Origin of the sequence: Nocardioides epinepheli (assembly GCF_037936805.1) — a bacterium.
Classification (GTDB): domain Bacteria; phylum Actinomycetota; class Actinomycetes; order Propionibacteriales; family Nocardioidaceae; genus Nocardioides.
Genome location: NZ_JBBMMC010000001.1, coordinates 546179 through 565191 on the forward strand (window position 1 = coordinate 546179; position 19013 = coordinate 565191).

Annotated in this window: 14 protein-coding genes; 8 read left to right on the forward strand and 6 right to left on the reverse strand. The window is 71.0% G+C overall.

The window, feature by feature from the left end:
* The first annotated feature begins 130 nt into the window (after nt 1–130).
* A complete protein-coding gene (gene typA / locus WMR31_RS02600) occupies nt 131–2029 on the forward strand; it encodes a translational GTPase TypA (protein WP_340537207.1) in 1899 nt (632 codons plus the stop codon).
* Nucleotides 2030–2056: 27 nt separating this feature from the next.
* Here the strand turns inward: typA and WMR31_RS02605 are convergent, their stop codons facing one another.
* Entirely contained in the window at nt 2057–2707 is a 651-nt protein-coding gene (locus tag WMR31_RS02605) for a GAP family protein (protein ID WP_340537208.1), read from the reverse strand.
* A gap of 48 nt (nt 2708–2755) precedes the next feature.
* Here WMR31_RS02605 and cls point away from each other — a divergent pair, with 48 nt between their 5' ends.
* The 4 genes from cls to WMR31_RS02625 all read left to right on the forward strand — a co-directional run bounded on the left by cls (nt 2756) and on the right by WMR31_RS02625 (nt 8965).
* Nucleotides 2756–4225 carry a cardiolipin synthase gene (cls, locus tag WMR31_RS02610; protein WP_340537209.1) on the forward strand — a complete coding sequence of 490 codons (1470 nt, stop codon included), beginning with the start codon at nt 2756–2758 and terminating at the stop codon, nt 4223–4225.
* 358 nt (nt 4226–4583) lie between these two features.
* Complete coding sequence (locus WMR31_RS02615; protein ID WP_340537210.1) at nt 4584–6929, forward strand: helix-turn-helix transcriptional regulator; 2346 nt, start codon at nt 4584–4586, stop codon at nt 6927–6929.
* A gap of 67 nt (nt 6930–6996) precedes the next feature.
* On the forward strand, nt 6997–7359 hold the full coding sequence (locus WMR31_RS02620; RefSeq protein WP_340537211.1) for a hypothetical protein: 363 nt from the start codon (nt 6997–6999) through the stop codon (nt 7357–7359).
* 4 nt (nt 7360–7363) lie between these two features.
* Nucleotides 7364–8965, forward strand: coding sequence for a fatty acyl-CoA synthetase (locus WMR31_RS02625; RefSeq protein ID WP_340537212.1), 1602 nt, complete (start codon nt 7364–7366; stop codon nt 8963–8965).
* Between the two features lie 83 nt (nt 8966–9048).
* On the opposite strand, the gene WMR31_RS02630 is transcribed toward WMR31_RS02625, so the two are convergent.
* Both WMR31_RS02630 and WMR31_RS02635 read right to left on the reverse strand, forming a co-directional pair.
* Nucleotides 9049–9636, reverse strand: coding sequence for a rhomboid family intramembrane serine protease (locus WMR31_RS02630; protein ID WP_340537213.1), 588 nt, complete (start codon nt 9634–9636; stop codon nt 9049–9051).
* A gap of 110 nt (nt 9637–9746) precedes the next feature.
* Nucleotides 9747–12392 carry a reprolysin-like metallopeptidase gene (locus tag WMR31_RS02635; protein ID WP_340537214.1) on the reverse strand — a complete coding sequence of 882 codons (2646 nt, stop codon included), beginning with the start codon at nt 12390–12392 and terminating at the stop codon, nt 9747–9749.
* 112 nt (nt 12393–12504) lie between these two features.
* On the opposite strand from WMR31_RS02635, the gene WMR31_RS02640 reads away from it, so the two are divergent.
* Nucleotides 12505–13332, forward strand: coding sequence for a dihydrofolate reductase family protein (locus WMR31_RS02640; protein ID WP_340537215.1), 828 nt, complete (start codon nt 12505–12507; stop codon nt 13330–13332).
* Nucleotides 13329–14234, forward strand: coding sequence for a dihydropteroate synthase (locus tag WMR31_RS02645; protein WP_340537216.1), 906 nt, complete (start codon nt 13329–13331; stop codon nt 14232–14234). Before WMR31_RS02640 ends, WMR31_RS02645 begins: the two co-directional genes overlap by 4 nt.
* Here WMR31_RS02645 and WMR31_RS02650 read toward each other — a convergent pair.
* The 3 genes from WMR31_RS02650 to rfbA form a co-directional block, all read right to left on the reverse strand.
* Nucleotides 14224–15060 carry an N-acetylmuramoyl-L-alanine amidase gene (locus tag WMR31_RS02650; RefSeq protein WP_340537217.1) on the reverse strand — a complete coding sequence of 279 codons (837 nt, stop codon included), beginning with the start codon at nt 15058–15060 and terminating at the stop codon, nt 14224–14226. The two genes, WMR31_RS02645 and WMR31_RS02650, sit on opposite strands and share 11 nt — an antisense overlap.
* Nucleotides 15057–16061, reverse strand: a complete 1005-nt coding sequence (galE, locus tag WMR31_RS02655) for a UDP-glucose 4-epimerase GalE (RefSeq protein WP_340537218.1) — start codon at nt 16059–16061, stop codon at nt 15057–15059. Before galE ends, WMR31_RS02650 begins: the two co-directional genes overlap by 4 nt.
* A gap of 312 nt (nt 16062–16373) precedes the next feature.
* A complete protein-coding gene (rfbA, locus tag WMR31_RS02660; protein WP_340537219.1) occupies nt 16374–17267 on the reverse strand; it encodes a glucose-1-phosphate thymidylyltransferase RfbA in 894 nt (297 codons plus the stop codon).
* A gap of 216 nt (nt 17268–17483) precedes the next feature.
* Between rfbA and WMR31_RS02665 the strand changes: the two genes are divergently transcribed.
* Nucleotides 17484–18950 (forward strand): sugar transferase, encoded by a 1467-nt coding sequence (locus tag WMR31_RS02665; protein ID WP_340537220.1) that lies wholly within the window; start codon nt 17484–17486, stop codon nt 18948–18950.
* The last annotated feature ends 63 nt before the right edge of the window (nt 18951–19013 follow it).

The following is a 19013-nucleotide window of genomic DNA, read 5'->3' on the forward strand; positions in this document are numbered from 1 at the left end:
GTTCTCGCAGCCGCCCGGAATCCTCGCCGATGCGGGCCTGAGCCGGTGCCGTTACTAGACTGGATCGGCGCATTCGCGCCCGCGACGTCTCCTCGACCTCGCCGTTCCTCGCACAGACCAAGGCTTCGTCATGTCCGACCGGACCCGCACTCGCTCCGACCTCCGCAATGTCGCCATCGTGGCGCACGTCGACCACGGCAAGACCACGCTCGTCGACGCCATGCTCCGTCAGGCCGGCGCGTTCACCGCCCACCAGGCCGAGTCGGTGGCCGAGCGGGTCATGGACTCCGGCGACCTCGAGCGCGAGAAGGGGATCACGATCCTCGCGAAGAACACCGCGGTGCACTACGAGGGCCCGGCCGCCGGCGGCGAGCCGATGGTCATCAACATCATCGATACCCCCGGGCACGCCGATTTCGGCGGCGAGGTCGAGCGCGGCCTGTCGATGGTCGACGGCATCGTGCTGCTCGTCGACGCCTCCGAGGGCCCCCTGCCCCAGACCCGGTTCGTGCTGCGCAAGGCGCTCAACGCCGACATGCCGGTGATCTTGGTGGTCAACAAGACCGACCGCGCCGACGCGCGGATCAGCGAGGTGGTCGACGAGACCTACGAGCTGTTCATGGACCTGCTCGACGACTCCCACAGCCAGGACGCCCTCGACTTCCCGGTCGTCTACGCCTCCGGCAAGGCCGGGATCGCCTCCACCGAGCAGCCCGCCGACGGCGCGATGCCCGACGGCGACAATCTCGAGCCGCTCTTCCAGACCATCCTCGACACCATCCCGGCGCCGACGTACGACGAGGGCGCGCCCCTCCAGGCCCACGTCACCAACCTCGACTCCTCGCCCTTCCTCGGGCGTCTCGCGCTGCTGCGGATCCGCCAGGGCACCCTGCGCAAGGGCCAGCAGGTCGCCTGGATGCGTCGCGACGGGAGCCAGAAGCCGGTGAAGATCACCGAGCTTCTCGTCACCGAGGGCCTGGAGCGCAAGCCGGGCGAGTCGGCGGGGCCCGGCGACATCGTCGCCGTCGCCGGCATCCCCGAGATCACGATCGGCGAGACCCTCGCCGACCTCGAGAACCCGATCGCGCTGCCGCTCATCCACGTCGACGAGCCGGCCATCTCGATGACCATCGGCACCAACACCTCGCCGCTGGTGGGCCGGGTCAAGGGCGCCAAGGTCACCGCGCGACTGGTCAAGGACCGGCTCGACTCCGAGCTGGTCGGCAACGTGTCGCTGCGGGTCCTCCCCACCGACCGGCCCGACGCGTGGGAGGTGCAGGGTCGCGGCGAGCTGGCACTGGCGATCCTCGTCGAGCAGATGCGCCGCGAGGGCTTCGAGCTGACCGTCGGCAAGCCGCAGGTGGTCACCAAGGAGATCGACGGCAAGGTCCACGAGCCGGTCGAGCGCCTGACGATCGACGCCCCCGAGGAGTACCTCGGCACCATCACCGAGCTCCTCGCCACCCGCAAGGGCCGGATGGAGCAGATGACCAACCACGGCACCGGCTGGGTCCGGATGGAGTTCCTGGTGCCGGCTCGCGGGCTCATCGGCTTCCGCACCGAGTTCCTCACCGACACCCGCGGCACGGGCATCGCCCACCACATCTCCGAGGGCTACGAGCCGTGGGCCGGGGAGATCCGCTCGCGGAACTCCGGCTCCCTGGTCGCCGACCGCGCCGGTGCGGCGTCGGCGTACGCGATGACGTCGCTGCAGGAGCGTGGCGTCCTCTTCGTGGAGCCGACCACCGAGGTCTACGAAGGCATGATCGTCGGCGAGAACTCCCGCGCCGACGACATGGATGTGAACATCACCAAGGAGAAGCAGCAGACCAACATCCGCTCGGCCACCTCCGACAACTTCGAGAAGCTGATCCCGCCGCGCCGGCTCTCGCTCGAGCAGTGCCTGGAGTTCTGCCGCGAGGACGAGTGCGTCGAGGTGACCCCCGACCACGTCCGCATCCGCAAGGTCAACCTCGACGCGAACGAGCGCGCCAAGCTCGCGAGCCGGGCCCGCAAGGCGAACAAGTAGACGAAGGTGACGCCGTCGGGCCGCGCGTCACCACGGGCTCTCGACGATCCCCTTGACGATCAGGAACAGCCCGATCCCGGCCAGCGCCAGCACCAGGAGCGTGCGGCCGTGGGTGTCGACGAAGTGTGAGAGGTCCTCGACCGCCCTGCGTGCTCCGGGGAGCCGGTCGATCAGCAGCGGGAGCCAGGCCGGAAGGCACGCCCCGACGACCATGACCACCACCCCGACTGCGATGCCGGCGGGGCCGACGCCGCTGCTGGCGACGTTCTTGGACGCCGCCACCACCAGCGGGAGGGTCGTGAAGTTGGTCGCCATGGAGAAGAGCCCGAAGGCGTAGGCGGCGTGGTGGCGGTGGTGTGACTGGCCCGCGGCCTTGGGGTGCCGGGGTCGTCGATCGCCGCGCACGCGGACCAGAAGCGCGATCACCACCAGCAAGGCGCCCAGGGTGAGGTCGAGGCCGGCGCTCAGGCGGGGCGCGCTCGGCAGGGACACCGTCCGGCCGATGGTGAGCACGAGGCCCACCACCACGAGCACGATGGTGGCCGTGCCGGCGAGGTAGCGCAGCGCGGCCCAGCGGCCTCCGGACCCGCTGAGCACGAGCATCTGCTCGCTGAACATCATCGGACTGACGCCGGATGCCAGCGCCATCGGGATCAGGTAGCTCAGCAGATGTCCCATCGGCCGCAGCCTAGAGGACCACGGCATGAGTCGATATGTTCAGCGCCCATGGGGATCACCACGCTGCTCGTCGGCGCCGGCTTCGTCATCCATCTGGCGGTAGCAGCGCGGGCGATCACCCGGCCGAATCGCACCCCGGCCTCCCGCGTGGCGTGGGTCGCGGTGATCATGGCGCTCCCGGCGATCGGGGTGATCGGCTACCTGTTCCTCGGCGAGACCAGCATCGGGCACGACCGGGTCCGTCGTCTCAGGCAGGCGCTCGACTCGATGCCGCCCCCCTCGCAGGCCGAGCCCGCGGCGGTCGCCGCGGTCCCGGCGTGGGCGGCCTCGTCGTTCGGCGTCGCGGGTTCGATCAACGGCTTCCACCCCGTCACCGGCAACCGGATGACGGTCCTCGGCGATCCCGATCTCCCGGCCACCGAGCCGATGACCGATTCCAATATCGCCATCGACACCCTCATCGCCGACATCGGGCGCGCCCAGCACACGGTGCATCTCGGCTTCTACATCTGGCTCGACGACCACAACGGCGGCCGGGTCACGGACGCCGTGTGCGAGGCGGCCCGCCGCGGCGTCACCTGTCGCGTGATGGTCGATGCCCTCGGCTCGCGCGCCTTCGTGAAGTCGCCGCGCTGGACGCAGCTGCGTGATGCCGGGGTGAAGACGGTGGCCACCTTGAACGACATCCCGCGCCTCGGCATCTTCCCGATCGGACGCCCCGACCTGCGCAATCACCGCAAGATCGCGGTCATCGACAACACCATCGGCTACTGCGGCAGCCAGAACTGCGCCGACCCGGAGTTCCGGGTCGAGGCGAAGTACGCGCCGTGGATCGACATCCTGCTGCGACTCGAGGGGCCGGTGGTGCGCCAGGAGCAGTACATCTTCCTCGCGACGTGGATCGCCGAGAGCGGTGAGGACGTCGGCGCGCTCGTCACCGAGGAGCCCGCGCCGACGCGGCACGTGTCCGGCGGGACGGCATTGATGTCGGGCACGGGACCGACCGATCCCGGCAACCCGATGTCGGACCTCTTCGTCACCACGATCTATGCCGCGCAGCGGGACCTGACCATCACCACGCCGTACTTCGTCCCCGACGAGGCGCTTCTTCGCGCGGTGTGCGCCGCGCCGCTGCGCGGCGTGCGGACCCGCATCGTGTTCCCGGCGCGCAACAACTCCACCCTGGTTGGCGCGACCTGCCGCAGTACCTACGGAGCCCTCCTGGCTGCCGGGGTCGAGGTCTACGAGTACCCGCTCGGCCTGCTCCACACCAAGTCGATCACCGCCGACGGCGAACTCGCCCTGGTCGGCTCGGCGAACATGGACCGGCGCAGCCTCCAGCTGAACTTCGAGAACAACCTGCTCCTCGCCGACCCGGCGGTCACCGCGGCCGTCCTGCGCAGGCAGGAGAGCTACCTCTCGGTCTCGAAGCGGGTCCCTTCCGATGAGGCGGCGAGGTGGCCCTGGCACCGCCGGCTGATCGACAACGCGATCGGGATGCTGTCGCCCCTGCTGTGACGCCCGCCGCGGATCGGGTGCATCGACCACATCCGCGCAGCCGGCTGCCCGTCTGCGCGGATGTGGTCGCCCCCCAATGGGCGGCGGCCAACGCCGGCGACGAGACGCCGACCGGCACTGTCGCCAGACGTCGCCCACGGCCCCGGGATGCCGCTGATCGGACGCTCTCATCGCAACTCGGCTCCTGACTCGCATCTCAGGGTGAATCGGGGGTGAGAAGACCGGGACAACCGGGGTGAATTGGGGGTGATGCGAGCTCCGGGTTCGCTCAGAGCACCGTTGATGCGGTTGAGTCTGGCTCCGGGGAGCGTGCGTGTTCGGGACGTACGCCCGATCGACGCGAACCGGGGGGTACGCGATGAAAGGACCGCTGTGCCTGGCCCACGTGCCTGGCCCGAGGTCGGCGCGACCCGGCGCGGACTCGGATCCGCCGGCCATCGCATTCGTGCTGTCCACCTCCTCCGGCACGCCGATCCACTCCGGCACCCTCGCAAGCGCCACGCCCCTCGCACGGTGGCTGCGCGACGACGTCGACGTGGTCGTGATCGCGGACTACGGGCTGCTGTATGCCCCCGGCTGGGGGCCTATCGGGGCCCAGGTACCACCCGAGAGCATCCATCTCCTCGCACCCCATCGCGCCGGAGCCGAGCTGAGCGCGACCGGCGTGCTCGATGCCTGGCTCCGTGGAACCCAGAGCACCGCCCTGAGCGAGGTCGACCCGGACGCCCTGACCGCGTGCCTCACCGAGCGCCGGCAGGTCCAGCGCCGGGCCCGACGCGCGCGAGCAAGCGTCGAGGACCACGTCCGCGTGTCGGCTCCGACGTACGCGGCGATCGTCGAGCGGGACGGGAGCATCGACGTCCGGATGTTCCCGATCCTGGCGCGCTATCCGACTCCCGCCTCGCTTCGCGCCGCCGGGCCGATCCAGCTGAGCCGGTTGCTGCACGGCTCGGGCACCGACCGTCGCAGCCTCCTGGAGGCCCTGCTCTCGCTCGGGGCCGCCGAGGCGGACCGGTTCGCGGACGTCGACGGAGCCGACCCGCGTCGGGTGTGGCAGGCGACCGATCTGGTCGCCGCCGTCCTGCCCGGCCTCGTCGACGAGCACGCCGCCCTCGAGCGGCAGCTCTCGGCGATCGATCACACGCTTTTCCGGCTCGGCGCCACCACCGCTGAGACGCGGTCGGAGTCCGACGACGTCGCCCCCCTCGCCGTGACCCTGCCGGCCACGCCGCCGACGCCGCCCGTCGTACGCGACGACGCCGCCGGCGCGGACCTGCTCGCCCTGGCCCGCGCCCTCCGGGACGGGTTGTATCGCACCCCCTCGGCCGGGCATGCCGGGTACGAGCGCTACCGCTCGCTGCGGGAGGGGCACGCTCCCGACCTCTCACCGTCGGCGCAGCTCGAGCTCGAGCGGATCGGTCAGCACCTGGCCTACGCGACCGGGGATCTCACCGCCGCGACCCGCTACCGCGCTGCGGCGGAGATCCTCGAGAACGCCCATACCGAGCCCGTCCCCGCCCATCTTCGCGCAGACGGCGTGCTGCTCGACGGGCTCACCGACTCCGACACGATCGACGTCGCCATCGGCTTCGAGCGCCTGCGAGCCGCGCTCGGCTCGGACCTGGTGGGCCACGCGACGCCGGCGCTGGTCACCGAGGCGCGGGGATTCGCGGCGCTGGTGCTGGTCCTGGTCGGTGACCTGCCCCAGGGCGACCGGATGCTGCAGGCGACGCAGCTCGAGATCGACGCCCATGGGCTCGGTGGTGCCGCCCGAGCGGCGGCCGACGTCACCTGGATGCTGCGGACGGGCGCCACGGTGGGTGCCCGGCGGGCGCACTTCGCCCGAGCGCGCGACGACGCCGCGGCGCACTCCCTGGGCACCGCCTATCGCAGTCACTTCCACTACGCCACGATGCTGACCTCCTACATCTCCGGCCAGATCGAGCTCGCCACCGCCAGCTACGGGGAGATCCTCCAGGAGGCCCGCTGGGCGCGCTACGAGCATCGCCTGCAGGCGATGTCGCATCTGTCCTACGCACTGCTGCTCGCTGCGCGGGGCCAGTTCGGCGCGGCCCAGGCCGAGCTGGCCGCGGCCCTGGAACGCCATCGTGCCCCCACCCCGGCCATGCTCGTCGTGCACGGACTCATCGCCCTGCGCCTGGACCTGGCTGCGGGCCGGACGGCCCGATCCCTCGGCGAGACCTCACCCACCGGGCCGCTGTGGCCCGAACGGGTCCAGCAGACGCTGCCCCGTTTCGTGCCGGCCGCCCTCCTCACGCGGGGCGCCGCGCTGTGGCGCGACGGCATGCAGAGCGCCGGAGCAGAGCTCTTCGCGCGTGCGACTCGGCAGTCCTCCCTCCACGACGAGTTCCTCGCGCTCGCGGGCGCCGAGACCGAGGAGTACCGGTCGTGGCTGGCCGGACTCGACCCGGAGAACCTCCCCGACGACGTCGCCACCGAGCTGCGTGACGCGCTGCTCGCGCGCCCGATCCTCGTATCTCACAGCCTGCCGGTGCTCACCGGGCAACAGACCCGCATCCTGGGGCGGCTGGCGATGGGGCAGAGCACCGCCTCGATCGCCAAAGAGCTCGGCATCACCCAGAACACCCTGAAGAGCCACCTGCGCCTGCTGTACCGCAGGCTGGGCGCCTCCTCACGCAAGCAGGCGGTCATCCTCGCCGAGGAGTACGGCCTGCTGCACTGATACCGGCGGGCCCCGACGGCAGGATTCGGTCGTTCCGCCGGCTCGACGACGCGCGTAGGGTCGACGCATGACGGGGGACCTCGCAGTGTTCGTGCAGACGTTCTCGGTCGTGACCGAGGCCTTCGTCTGGCTCGTGCTCGCGCTCGTGTGCCTCGCGCGAGCCCGGCGGGACGGCGTCCTGTGGGCGGCCCTGGCCGCACTGGGAGCGACGTCGTTGCTCGTCCCGGCGCTGACCGCGGCCGCGATCCGCCTGCAGCTGGTGGTCTTCGACTCGGCGCAGATGCTGGTCCGCTACTCCGTCACTCCCCTGCCGACGCTGTATCCGCTGCTGCGCGTCGTCGGCGGCGTGCTGCTCCTGGCCGCACTCCTCGTCGGACGCCGACAGATGGCGGTACGCCCTGTCGCCGCGCGCGGACTTGGGGGACCATGAGGCCATGAACTCGGTCAATCACGCCCGTCAGCACGCCCTCGGCGACCTGCCGCGTCGCAGTGCCGCCCGCCATCCCGACAAGACGGCGATCATCGACGGGCCCACCCGGTTCACCTTCGCCGAGTTCGACTCGGTGGTCGACCGGGTCGCGGCCGCCCTCGTCGACGCTGGCCTGGCCAAGGGCGACCGACTGGCCCTGTTGAGCCACAACTGCTGGCAGTTCGCCGTGCTGAACTTCGCCGCGGCCCGGGTGGGCGTGGTGCTGGTGCCGATCAACTTCATGCTGGGTGCCGACGAGATCGCCTACATCCTCGATCACAGCGACGCCGCCGCCTTCGTCGTCGAGGACGGCCTGTTCGACGTGGCCGACGCGGCGCTGCGGGCCCTGGGTCGCGACATCCGGCTCCGCGCGGTGATCCGACTCGACGACACCTCCGACTCCGCCGACCCGCTCGCAGACGGCTGGATCGACTTCCAGGAATGGGACGATCGCGACGGCGTCCCGCCGGACGTCGAGGTGGCCGACGACGACCCGGTCCGGATGATGTTCACCTCCGGCACGGAGTCGCGGCCCAAGGGAGCACTGCTCACCAGCCGATCGCTCATGTGGCAGTACGTGTCCTGCGCGATCGACGGCTCGATGTCGTCCGACGACGTGGAGCTGCACACCCTGCCCCTGTATCACTGCGCCCAGCTCGACTGCTTCCTCGGCGTCGACGTCTATCTCGGTGCCACATCGGTCATCCTCCGCGGCCCGGACCCGGCGGCCGTGCTCGCCGCGATCAGCGAGCACGGCGTCACCAAGTACTTCGCGCCACCGACGGTGTGGATCGGACTGCTGCGCTCCCCCGACTTCGAGGGCGCCGACCTCTCGACGTTGCGCAAGGGCTACTACGGCGCCTCGCCGATGCCGGTGGAGATCCTGAAGGAGATGCGCGAGCGACTGCCCGAGGTCTCCCTGTGGAACTTCTACGGCCAGACCGAGATGTCGCCGCTGGCCACCATCCTCGGCCCCGAGGACCAGTTCACCTATGCCGGATCGGCCGGCCGTGCCGCGCTCAACGTCGAGACCCGCATCGTCGATCCCGAGGGCAGCTCGGTCGACCCGCTGCCGGTCGGCGAGGTCGGCGAGATCGTGCACCGCTCTCCGCACGCGACCCTGGGCTACTACCGGGACGAGAAGAAGACCGCCGAGGCGTTCGCCCACGGCTGGTTCCACTCCGGCGATCTCGGCTACCTCGACGAGGGCGGCCGCCTGTACGTCGTGGACCGCAAGAAGGACATGATCAAGACCGGGGGCGAGAACGTCGCCAGCCGTGAGGTCGAGGAAGCCATCTACGCGATGCCGGGCGTGGCCGAGGTGGCGGTGTTCGGCGTTAGCCACCCTCGCTGGGTGGAGGCCGTCGCCGCCGTCGTGGTCCCGAAGGACGGTGCCGACATCACCGCCGACGACGTCGTCGCCCACGCCCGCTCGACGCTCGCCGGCTACAAGGCCCCCAAGTACGTCGTCCTCGCCGACTCGCTGCCCAAGAACCCCAGCGGGAAGATCCTCAAGCGGGACCTGCGCGACGAGCACGCCGACATCGCCGCCGACTCCGCCACCTGACTCACCCACGTGACGCTGACCCGTCCGCTATAGCTGACGGGTCAGCGCCGATCCAAGGTGACCCGTCCGCTATAGCTGACGGGTCAGCGTTCGGTGGGGGCGCGCTCGGAGAGGAGGACGGCGGCGAGCGCGCCGCCGAGAGCACCGAAGAGGTGGCCCTGCCAGGAGATGCCGGGCTCGCCGGGTAGCACCCCGAGCAGGACCCCGCCGTAGAGGAAGAAGAGCAGCACGCCGAGGGCGATCTCGCCGATCTTGCGGTTCACGATGCCACGCAGCATCAGGTAGACCAGCCAGCCGAAGATGAGGGATGAGGCCCCGAGGTGGATCGTGTGCGACGGCGCCAGGAGCCAGACGCCCACGCCGGCGACCAGCCAGATGATCGCCGTCGCGGCGAGCCCGCGAGCGACGCCGGTCAGCAGGAGCAGGAAGAGCAGCACCAGCACCGGGACGGTGTTCGCCTCCAGGTGCAGCCACCCACCGTGCAGGAGCGGCGCGGCCAGGATGCCGAACAGGCCCTCGTCGGTGCGTGGCGTGATGCCGTACTGATCGAGGCGGTGGTCGGCGAGGGCGTCGATGATCTCGATCACCCAGAGCACGACGACGAATCCCACCGCCCCCAGGGCTGCGACCGCGAGCGCGGAACGTGGCTGGTCGTCTCGGGGCGTGCTCACGTACCCACCCTGCCAGGTCCGAGGTCGCGGGCGGTGCGTCGCGGGCTACCGCACGCACACGCGGCGCCGGGGATGCTCCCCGGCGCCGCGCGCGATCGAACTCGTCCTGATCAGCGGATCTTGAAGTCGCTCCTGTTCACGGCGTAGAACCCGCCGCTCTTGGCCGCGACGATGATCCGTGCCTTCTTGGTGCTCACGCCCTTCGGCAGGCGCACCATCTGCCGGCCGTCGTTCGCGGTGGCCTTCGCCAGCGTGCGCGACCAGCTCCGACCGCCGTTGGTGGACAGGTAGATCGTCACCTTCTTGCTGAGCTTCTTGGTGCCGTTGACCTTCCACACAACCGGGATCGTCGACCCCTTCTTGGCCACGTAGCCCTTCTTGGCCTGGGAGTTGACCACCAGCGGACCGGTGCCCTTGGCGACGACCACCTTCACGTTGCGGTAGGCGATGCCGCCCCGGCCATCACGCACCGTGAGTCGGAAGTGCATCGTGCGCTTGCCCATGCCGGGCGTGCCGAGATAGGCCCCGGTCGGCAGGAACTCCGAGTAGCACTCCACGAGCTTCGGGTCCAGCGGGATGTTGGGCCCGTCGTCCGGTGGCGGCGGCGGGGCCTTCGGGCAGCGACCGGTCCGGGCGTTGGTGTTGCCCGACAGCACCTGCGCGAGATCGGGGAAGTAGCGCGTCCCGTCGCTCGTCGGGTGGTTCTGCCCGGGCGCGGGAGACTCCAGCGCGGCCTCGTCGCTCACCAGCGCCGCGGACCCGAAGATCCGGAACAGCGGTCCGTAGATCTTGCGGTTGGACGGCAGCGCGGTGCCCTCGTGTCCGCGGGCGTCGTCGGTCTGCTCCCACATGTAGGTGAGCGGGTCGCCGTCGGCGTCGCGCGCCTTGCCCGAGAGCAGGAACGGCGTGCGCGCGGGCACCTTGCGGACGACGTCGACCGAGGTCACCGACGGCGCGTGGTTGGCGGTGGGGAGCAGGGTCGTGCCGCCGTTGTCGGCCTTGCCGCCGCGAGCGGTCTCACCCACGAACCCGTGGACGCCGGCGCTGCCGCCGGTCACGGTGATCGAGGGCTGGTTGGTGTGGGCACCCGGGGCATCGGGCGCGCTGGTGGAGGCGAAGATGACCTGGAACCCGGTGTCGCCGGGCTCCTGGATCGGCGCGGGGTACTCGGTATAGCTGCCGTAGGGGTCGTATCCCCACTCGGCGATCGTGACGTCCTGACCGGTGAGGGCCTCCACCTTCGCCTCGATCGCGGCGCGGTCGTCGCTGGCGGCGATCGTGGCGCTGGCGCCGCGGAAGCCGAGCGTGACCGTGGAACCGGCCGCTCCGAACCCGCTCAACGACACGGTCTGCACCTCGACGACGTCGGGCAGCTTGGCTCCGGTGTAGGCGTTGACCTCGTCGAGGGTGCGCGCGGAGAAGTACGGGTCGGAGTGGTCCTGCAGGTTGTCCTGGCGGCAGATACCGGCGTAGGCCATCACCGAGGAGCCGGACCCGGGCTCGACCGAGGTCTCGGCGTTGCGGTTGCCGCCCGAGCAGGCCCGGTAGATCCCGTTGAAGGTGTGGTTGCCCGAGAACTGGTGGCCGATCTCGTGGGCGACATAGTCGATCGCGAAGAAGTCGCCCTTCGGTTCCGGCAGGCCAGTGCACCCGCCGCCCTTGTAGTCGGCCCCGACGACGCCGAGGTAGGCGACGCCCCCGCCGTTGACACCGAGAGCGATGTGCCCGACGTCGTAGTTGTCGGCCCCGATCACCTGACCGAGCACGATCCGGTTGCGCGCCAGCGTCTCACCGCTGCAGAAGTCGAGATCGCCGAACTGGTCGGCAGGCGGGTCGTCGGGGTAGATCACGCTGCGGAAGCAGGGCTCCGCACCGCAGGGTCCGTTGGGGCCGGTGGCCTTGGCCGGGGTGTCGAAGTTCAGGTCGTCGGTGCGATTGATCAACTGCAGGGTGACGGCGAGATCCTGCTTGTAGATCTGGTTGACCCGGTTGATCAGCGTCGCCTTCTCGGCCAGCACATTCTCGCTACCGAAGTACGCGGCGTAGGACGGGTCCGAGGTAAGCGCGAGCCGGTACCGCTTCTCCACCACGGTGCCCGCTGCCCGGTCGGAGGTGCCCCGGGCGCGACGGGCGGTGGCGTGGCGGACCTCCGGGGCCTGCTGCTCGGCGAAGGCCTGCTCCGGACGGGTCGTGTCGCTGCCGTAGAACGACAGGTGCGTGGTCGTGCCGCGGCGGTCGTAGGCCGGGTCGACGTACCAGGCGCCCTGGCCCTGCGGACCGCGGACGGCGGCGTGCAGACCCATCGGCGTGACGTCGAGCGCCACGGTGTAGCCCGGGTTCGACAGCGAGCGGCCGAAGTAGGTGGAGATCTCCGGATGCGCGGCCGCGAGTCGCGGTGCGAGCACCGCGGTGCGCTGCACCGAGAACCGCTCGGTGGCGCCGGTCGGCGTCGGCAGCGCGAAGTCGACGCCGCCGCCGTCGCCCTCGGCGGGTGCTCCGGCCAGCGCCGCGCGAGCACCGGCGAGGTCGACCCGGACGGCGGAGTAGCGGTCGGGGTGTACCCGGATCTTGTCTCCGGTCGGCTTGAAGCCGTCGAGCGGCCGGAAGACCGGATCGCGGCCTGCTGCGGGTGCGGCGGCCGAGTTGGCCGGTCCGGCTGGCACCAGGGCGGCGGCCAGGACGACCGCTGCGGCGCCGGCCAGCCATCGGACCGCACGCACCCGGCCGGGCCGGGCTGTGGAACGAATGGGTCGCATGACGTGAACTGCTCCTCCCCGCCCGAGCAGGCGCCCGGACCCTCAGCACCCTAAGCACGAGCGCCGACGTCGGCCAGACCCCTGGGACGGATATCTCCGGTCGTGGAATGCGGTGCCCGGCATCGAGGAGTTCGGACCTTCGGTCTCCCCGGCTCCCGACCTCATCTACATTCAGGGCGTGCAGATGATCTTCGGGCCCCGGTCCGGCAACCTCGACGACAACGAGGTGGCCGGGGCCTATCCCTGGCCGGACGGCCCCTGGGTGCGCTCGATGATGGTGACCACCCTCGACGGCGCCTTCCACGGACCCGACGGCCTGAGCGACTCGATCTCCTCCTCGGTCGACAAGGCGGTCTTCGACGCCGTACGCCGGTTCGCCGACGCCGTCCTCGTGGGAGCCGGCACCATCCGGGCCGAGCGGTACGGCGCGATGCGGGTACGACCGGCCGACCTGGCTGCCCGTGCCGCGGCCCGGCAGGCGCCGGCGCCCGTCGTGGCGGTCGTCAGCGGATCGCTCGACCTGCCGTGGGACACCGGTCTCTTCACCGGGTCCTCGCTGCGTCCCATCGTGTTCACCGGCCCGGATCCGGATCCGGCCGCGCGCGCCGAGGCCGAGGCGCACGCCGAGGTCGTGTGCTGCCCCGCCGACCTCGCGGTCGACGGCCGTCCCCCGGCCAGCTTCCTGATCGACACCCTGATCGGGCGCGGCCTGCGCCGGATCGTCTGCGAGGGCGGCCCCCACCTGCTCGAGGAGCTGGTCGCGGCCGACCTGCTCGACGAGGCCGACCTCACCCTCTCCCCCGTCTTCGCCGGCCTCAGTCACGCAGCAGGCACCGGCCTGAAGGAGGTGGCTCGATTCGAGCTGGTGCATCTCCTCGAGGCCGAGGGCTTCTTGATGGGCCGCTACGTGGCGCCGGGGCGCGGTCGATCCGAGTCATGATCCGCCTGGCCGACCTGGCGGCCCTGGCCGCCGAGTACGCCGACGACCTCGCTCACCCAGTCGCTCCTCTCCGGTTCGGCGGCCGGACGCTCGACACCGACGTCTCGCCGGTGGTGATGGGGGTGGTCAACCTGTCGCGCGACTCCAGCTACCGCGAGAGCGTGGTCACCTCCGCCGACTCGGCGCTGCGCCGGGCGCGGGTCCTCGTGGCCCAGGGCGCCGACCTCGTCGATCTCGGCGCCGAGTCCAGCAATGGCACCTCGGCGCGGGTCGACGCCGAGGCGCAGACCGCCCAGCTGGTGCCGTTGATCCGCGAGCTGGCGCGCGAAGGGGTCGCGGTCTCGATCGAGAGCTACGAGGCAGCGACGGTTCGCGCGGGGCTGGAGGCCGGGGCGCAGGTGGTGAACCTCACCGGCTCCCACCAGGACGCGGAGATGTTCGACCTGGCGGCGGCCCACGACGCGGCGGTGGTGCTGTGCCACGTGCGGGGACCCCATGCCCGCGACCTGACGGCCGCCGCGGCGTCGAGCGGGGCGGCGGATCCCTTCCCCGCCATGCTCGATCAGTTCGCCCGGCGGCTGGACGACGCTCGGTCCCGCGGCGTCACCGCGCTCGCGATCGATCCGGGACTCGGCTTCGGGTTCTCCTTGGACGACCAGCGGGCCAGGGCCCGTCACCAGACGGCGGTGCTGGCGCAGACGTTCCGGCTGCGGCGGCTCGGCGTGCCGGTGTGCCACTCGCTGCCGCACTCGTTCGAGCTGTTCGAGGACCAGTTCCGCACCGCCGAGGGGTTCTTCACCGTGTGGGCCCACCTCGGCGGCACGGGTGTCTACCGGACCCACGAGGTGCCTCACGTCGTCGCCGTCCTCGGCGCGCTCGGCGAGCTGTCGGTCAGGGCTTGAGGGTCGCGACGATGCCCGCGACCAGCGCCCGGGCGTAGCGCGCGCGACCGGAGGCGCGGCTCATCACCTGCGCGTCGGCGTCCGACCGCATGTTGCCCAGCTCGACCATGACGGTCGGGATGTCGGAGAGGTTGAGGGTGCCCAGGTCGCGCCGGACGTCGAGGCCGTCCCCACCGGCGATGTAGGTGGCGTAGGGGAAACCGGCCTGGCGCAGTGCGGCCCTGGTCCGTAGAGCGAAGCGCTTCGAGGGTGCGGCGATGTCGTCGGTCCACGGCGCCCGGTCGGGCGGGCGGATCACGTGGAAGCCTCGCGCCCCCGCCGCGTAGGACCCGTCGGCGTGGATGCTGAGCTTCAGGTCGGCGCCGCTGCGATTGCCCTTGCGGCCACGGACGTCGACGCACGGGCCCCAGCGGTCCTCGGAGTTGGCGGTGCGGGTGAGCACCACCCGCGCCCCGAGCCGCTCGAGCCGGTGCCGCACCAGCGTGGCGACCTGCCACGTGAACGTCGCCTCGGCGTATCCGGCCTCGGTCTCGGTGCCGACGGTGTTGCACGGCTTGCGCATCCCGCCGGCCGGTACGCGGCGGGCGATCTCGCCGGGGAAGTTCCGATTGCCGAGCTGGTGGCCCGGGTCGAGCACGATCACCCGGTCCTGCAACGGCTTGCGAGGGGTCGGTAGAATCGACGACGAGCCTTCGGGCTGGTCGGTCCGGGGCGCCGCCGACGTGGACGTGCCCGGGGACGCCGAGCCCGACGGCTCGCCGGCGCAACCCGCGACCAGGACGAGCGGGAGCGCGAGGCTCAGGAGCAGCGCCGCGACGGGTCTCACTCGTAGCCCAGGATCTCCTGGCGTCGATCGGCCCACTTGAGTGCGGAGTCGATCGCGTCGTCGATCGTGAGCTCGCTGCTCCAGTCGAGCAGCCGGGCCGAGCGATCGACGTTGGCGAACGCACCGGCGACGTCACCGGGCCGTGGACCGGACTCGGTGAGCGGCACCGCCGACCCGAAGACCCGCTCGAAGGACTCGACGAGCTCGCGCACGGTGACGCCCTCGCCGTTGCCGACGTTGATGACCACCGACGGCGCCTCCACCTCGGCGAGCACGTCGTCGAACCGCTCGACGGCGCGCACGTGCGCCCGGGCGAGATCCCACACGTGGATGTAGTCGCGGATACCGGTGCCGTCGCTGGTGGGCCAGTCGGTGCCGGTGATGGTGAACGACGGCTTCTGGCCGCGCGCGGCGAGCACGAGCTGCCCGAGCACGTGCGAGGGCTCCTTGACGTAGATGCCCGACTCGAGGTCGGGGTCTGAGCCGATCGGGTTGAAGTAACGCAGGATCACCGCCCTCAGGTCGGTGGCGACGGCCAGGTCCTGCAGCACCTCCTCGATCATCCGCTTGGTGCGGGCGTAGGGAGAGCCGGGGGCCAGGACATCGTCCTCGACGACCTCGAAGTCCTCGGTGCTGGCATACAGGCTCGCCGAGGACGAGAACAGCACGCGGGGCAGCCCGAGGCCGGTCAGCTGGTCGAAGAGCTCCAGCGACTTGGCGACGTTGTCGCGGTAGTACTCATAGGGCTTCTCGACCGACTCCGGCACGACGATCCGCGCCGCCATGTGGATGGTGGCGTAGATGTCGGGGTGGTCCTCGGCGATCCGCGCCAGCAGGTCGCGGTCGGCGATGTCGCCCTCGTAGAAGATCCGGTCGCGGACGAACGCGCGCGGACCGTTGAGCAGCGAGTCCAGGATGATCGGAGTGTGTCCGGCCTCCTCCAACGCCTTGGCGGTGATCGAGCCGATGTAGCCGGCGCCGCCGGTCACGAGAACCTTCATGCACCGACCCTACGTCGCGCGCGGCCGCTGTCCGCCTGCGGCACCGACGACCTCCCTCCCGTCGTCGGAGCCGCAGGCGATCACGAGCGACCCCGAGAAGGGAGCAGCCCCCGGCCGGCTGGGGGGATGTCGGCCGGGGGGCTCTCGTCGGACGCCCCATGACGTCCACCCGCTAGGGGTTCACTCGAAAGGAGCAGGCTCAGCCTCTCCCGGAGGGAGGTGCCCGCACATCGGCTGGGGGGTTGTCCTCGACTGGCCCGAAATGACTAGTCCAGCCGACCGGACGGCTATCGCCCGGCGCTGGCGGTCGGGCTATCGATCGGCGGTGGCCGGTCGCTCGGACTTCTCGTCGAGCAGGTCGAGGAGGTAGCGCCCGTACCCGCTCTTGAGCAGACCGTCGGCGAGCGCGGCGAGCTGGGTGTCGTCGATCAGGCCCATTCGCCAGGCGACCTCCTCGGGTGCTCCCACCTTGGTGCCCTGACGCGCCTCGATGGCGCGCACGTAGTTGCCGGCGTCGTTGAGGTCGTCGAAGGTGCCGGTGTCCAGCCACGCCGAGCCGCGCGGCAGCACCTCGACCTGGAGCCGCCCCTCGTCGAGGTAGAGCCGGTTGAGGTCGGTGATCTCGAGCTCGCCACGGGGAGAGGGGCGCAGGCCGCGTGCCTTCTCCACGACGTCGGGGCCGTAGAAGTAGAGCCCGGGGACGGCGTACCGGCTGCGCGGGGCGGCCGGCTTCTCCTCCAACGAGATCGCCCGTCCCTCGGCGTCGAACTCGACGACGCCGTAGGCCGTCGGGTCGGCCACGCGATAGCCGAAGACGGCGGCGCCGTCGAGGTCGGCGAAGCGGCGCAGGCGGGTGCCCAGGCCCGCCCCGTGGAAGATGTTGTCGCCGAGGACCAGCGCGACGCGGTCGCCGTCGATGTGTCCTTCGCCGATCAGGAACGCCTGCGCCAGGCCGTCGGGAGAGGGCTGCACGGCATAGGAGATGGAGATTCCGTAGCGGGAGCCGTCGCCGAGCAGGCGCACGAACTGGTCGGCCTCGTGGGGCGTGGTGATGACGAGGACATCGCGGACGCCGGCGAGCATCAGCGTCGAGAGCGGGTAGTGGATCATCGGCTTGTCGTAGACAGGCATCAGCTGCTTGCTCACCGCGTGGGTGATCGGGTGGAGCCGGCTGCCGGTGCCGCCCGCCAAGATGATGCCGCGCATGGTTCTCCTCGCCTGTGCCTGTCGTGGCCCGTGGTGACCGTCCTGCCCGCCACAGCATGCCGCACGACGTCGACCGAGGCGGCGATCCGGCCACGCGCGGCGCGTACCCACAAGTCGTGAAAAGCCCGTCGAGCACTCAAGTCCGACTCCGGCGGACCGTAGCGTCGGCGCATCCAGCGGGGGGACCGATCCCCGCACGTGCCGGGGAGGGTGCCGATGTCGATTCTGCCGTTGTCGCTCCTGCTCGGGGAGTCCAGCAGCCCCCGGCTGCGGCTGCCTCGGCCGTCGCGCACGATGCAGTTCCTGCCCGTCGCGGCGTTCCTGCTCGACGCCGTCCTGGCGACCATCGCCACCCTGATCGGCTTCGCCGCTCGCGACCACTGGCCGTTCTGGTCCAACGACCTCGCCGAGCAGGTCGGGTATGCCGCGCCTGCGGTGGTCGTCGGCTGGCTGGTCGCGATCTGGCTCGCCGGCGGGTACTCCACCAGCCTCTTCGACGCCGGCACCGACGAGTTCCGCCGGGTCGCCAGGGCCACTCTCGCGACCGCGGCCGCCATCGGCGTCGGGGCCTTCCTGCTCAGATTCCCGCTGTCTCGGGGCTTCTTCGTCCTCGCATTCGGACTCGGCATCCCCGCGCTCCTCGTCGGCAGGCTCATCCTGCGCCGCGGTGTCCAGCGCTCCCGCAGGCACGGGTCGCTCTCCCACAGCGTCCTCATCGCGGGCATGCCCGACTGCATCGACGACGTCGCCAGCGTGCTGGCCCGCGAGGCCGGCCTCGGCTACCGGGTGGTCGGTGCTCTCACCCCGACGATCACCGACCAGACCGCCGGGAAGGTCCCGGTCCTCGGGCTGTGCACCGACGTCGTGGAGCAGGTCCGCAGGTCCGGCGCCGACGTCGTCTTCATCGCCGGCGGCGGGGTGACCTGCTCGGCGGAGATGCGGCAGATGGTGTGGGACCTCGAACCCGAGCACGTCCAAGTGATCGTCGCCCCCAGCGTGTCCGACGTCTCCGGGAACCGGGTCCACGTGCGCCCCGTGGGCGGCCTGCCTCTCATCCACCTCGATCCCCCCGGCGCCATCGACGCCGCGCGGTGGGGCAAGCGCCTCTTCGACGTCGTCGGTGCGGCCGTGCTGATCGTCCTGCTCGCACCTCTCTTCGGCTACGCCGCGGCGCGGATCTGGCTGCACGACCGGGGGCCGGTGGTCTTCCGGCAGGTACGGATCGGGCGCGACGGCCAGCAGTTCTCGTGCCTGAAGTTCCGCACGATGGTGATCGACGCCGAGGCACGTCTCGCGCGACTCCAGGCCGAGACCGGCCACAGCGGCGGGCTCTTCAAGCTCGCCGCGGACCCCCGGATCACCAAGCCCGGCCGCCTGCTGCGGCACTTCTCCATCGACGAGCTCCCGCAGCTCTTCAACGTGCTCGCCGGGGACATGAGCCTGGTCGGTCCGCGTCCGCCGCTGCCCACCGAGGTCGCCCGGTACGACGACATCACCTCGCGCCGCCTCCACGTCCGCCCCGGCATGACCGGTCTGTGGCAGGTCTCCGGCCGCTCGGACCTCTCCTGGCCCGAGGCGATCCGGCTCGACCTTTACTACGTCGACAACTGGTCGATGTTCCAGGACCTCTCGATCCTGCTGAAGACCTTCGGCGCCGTCCTGAACTCCCGCGGCGCGTACTGACTCTCGGTTGCCGCCGCGAAGCCCGGGCGTGCCGATAGCCCCGCCTGTGGGCGGGGTGTCGGG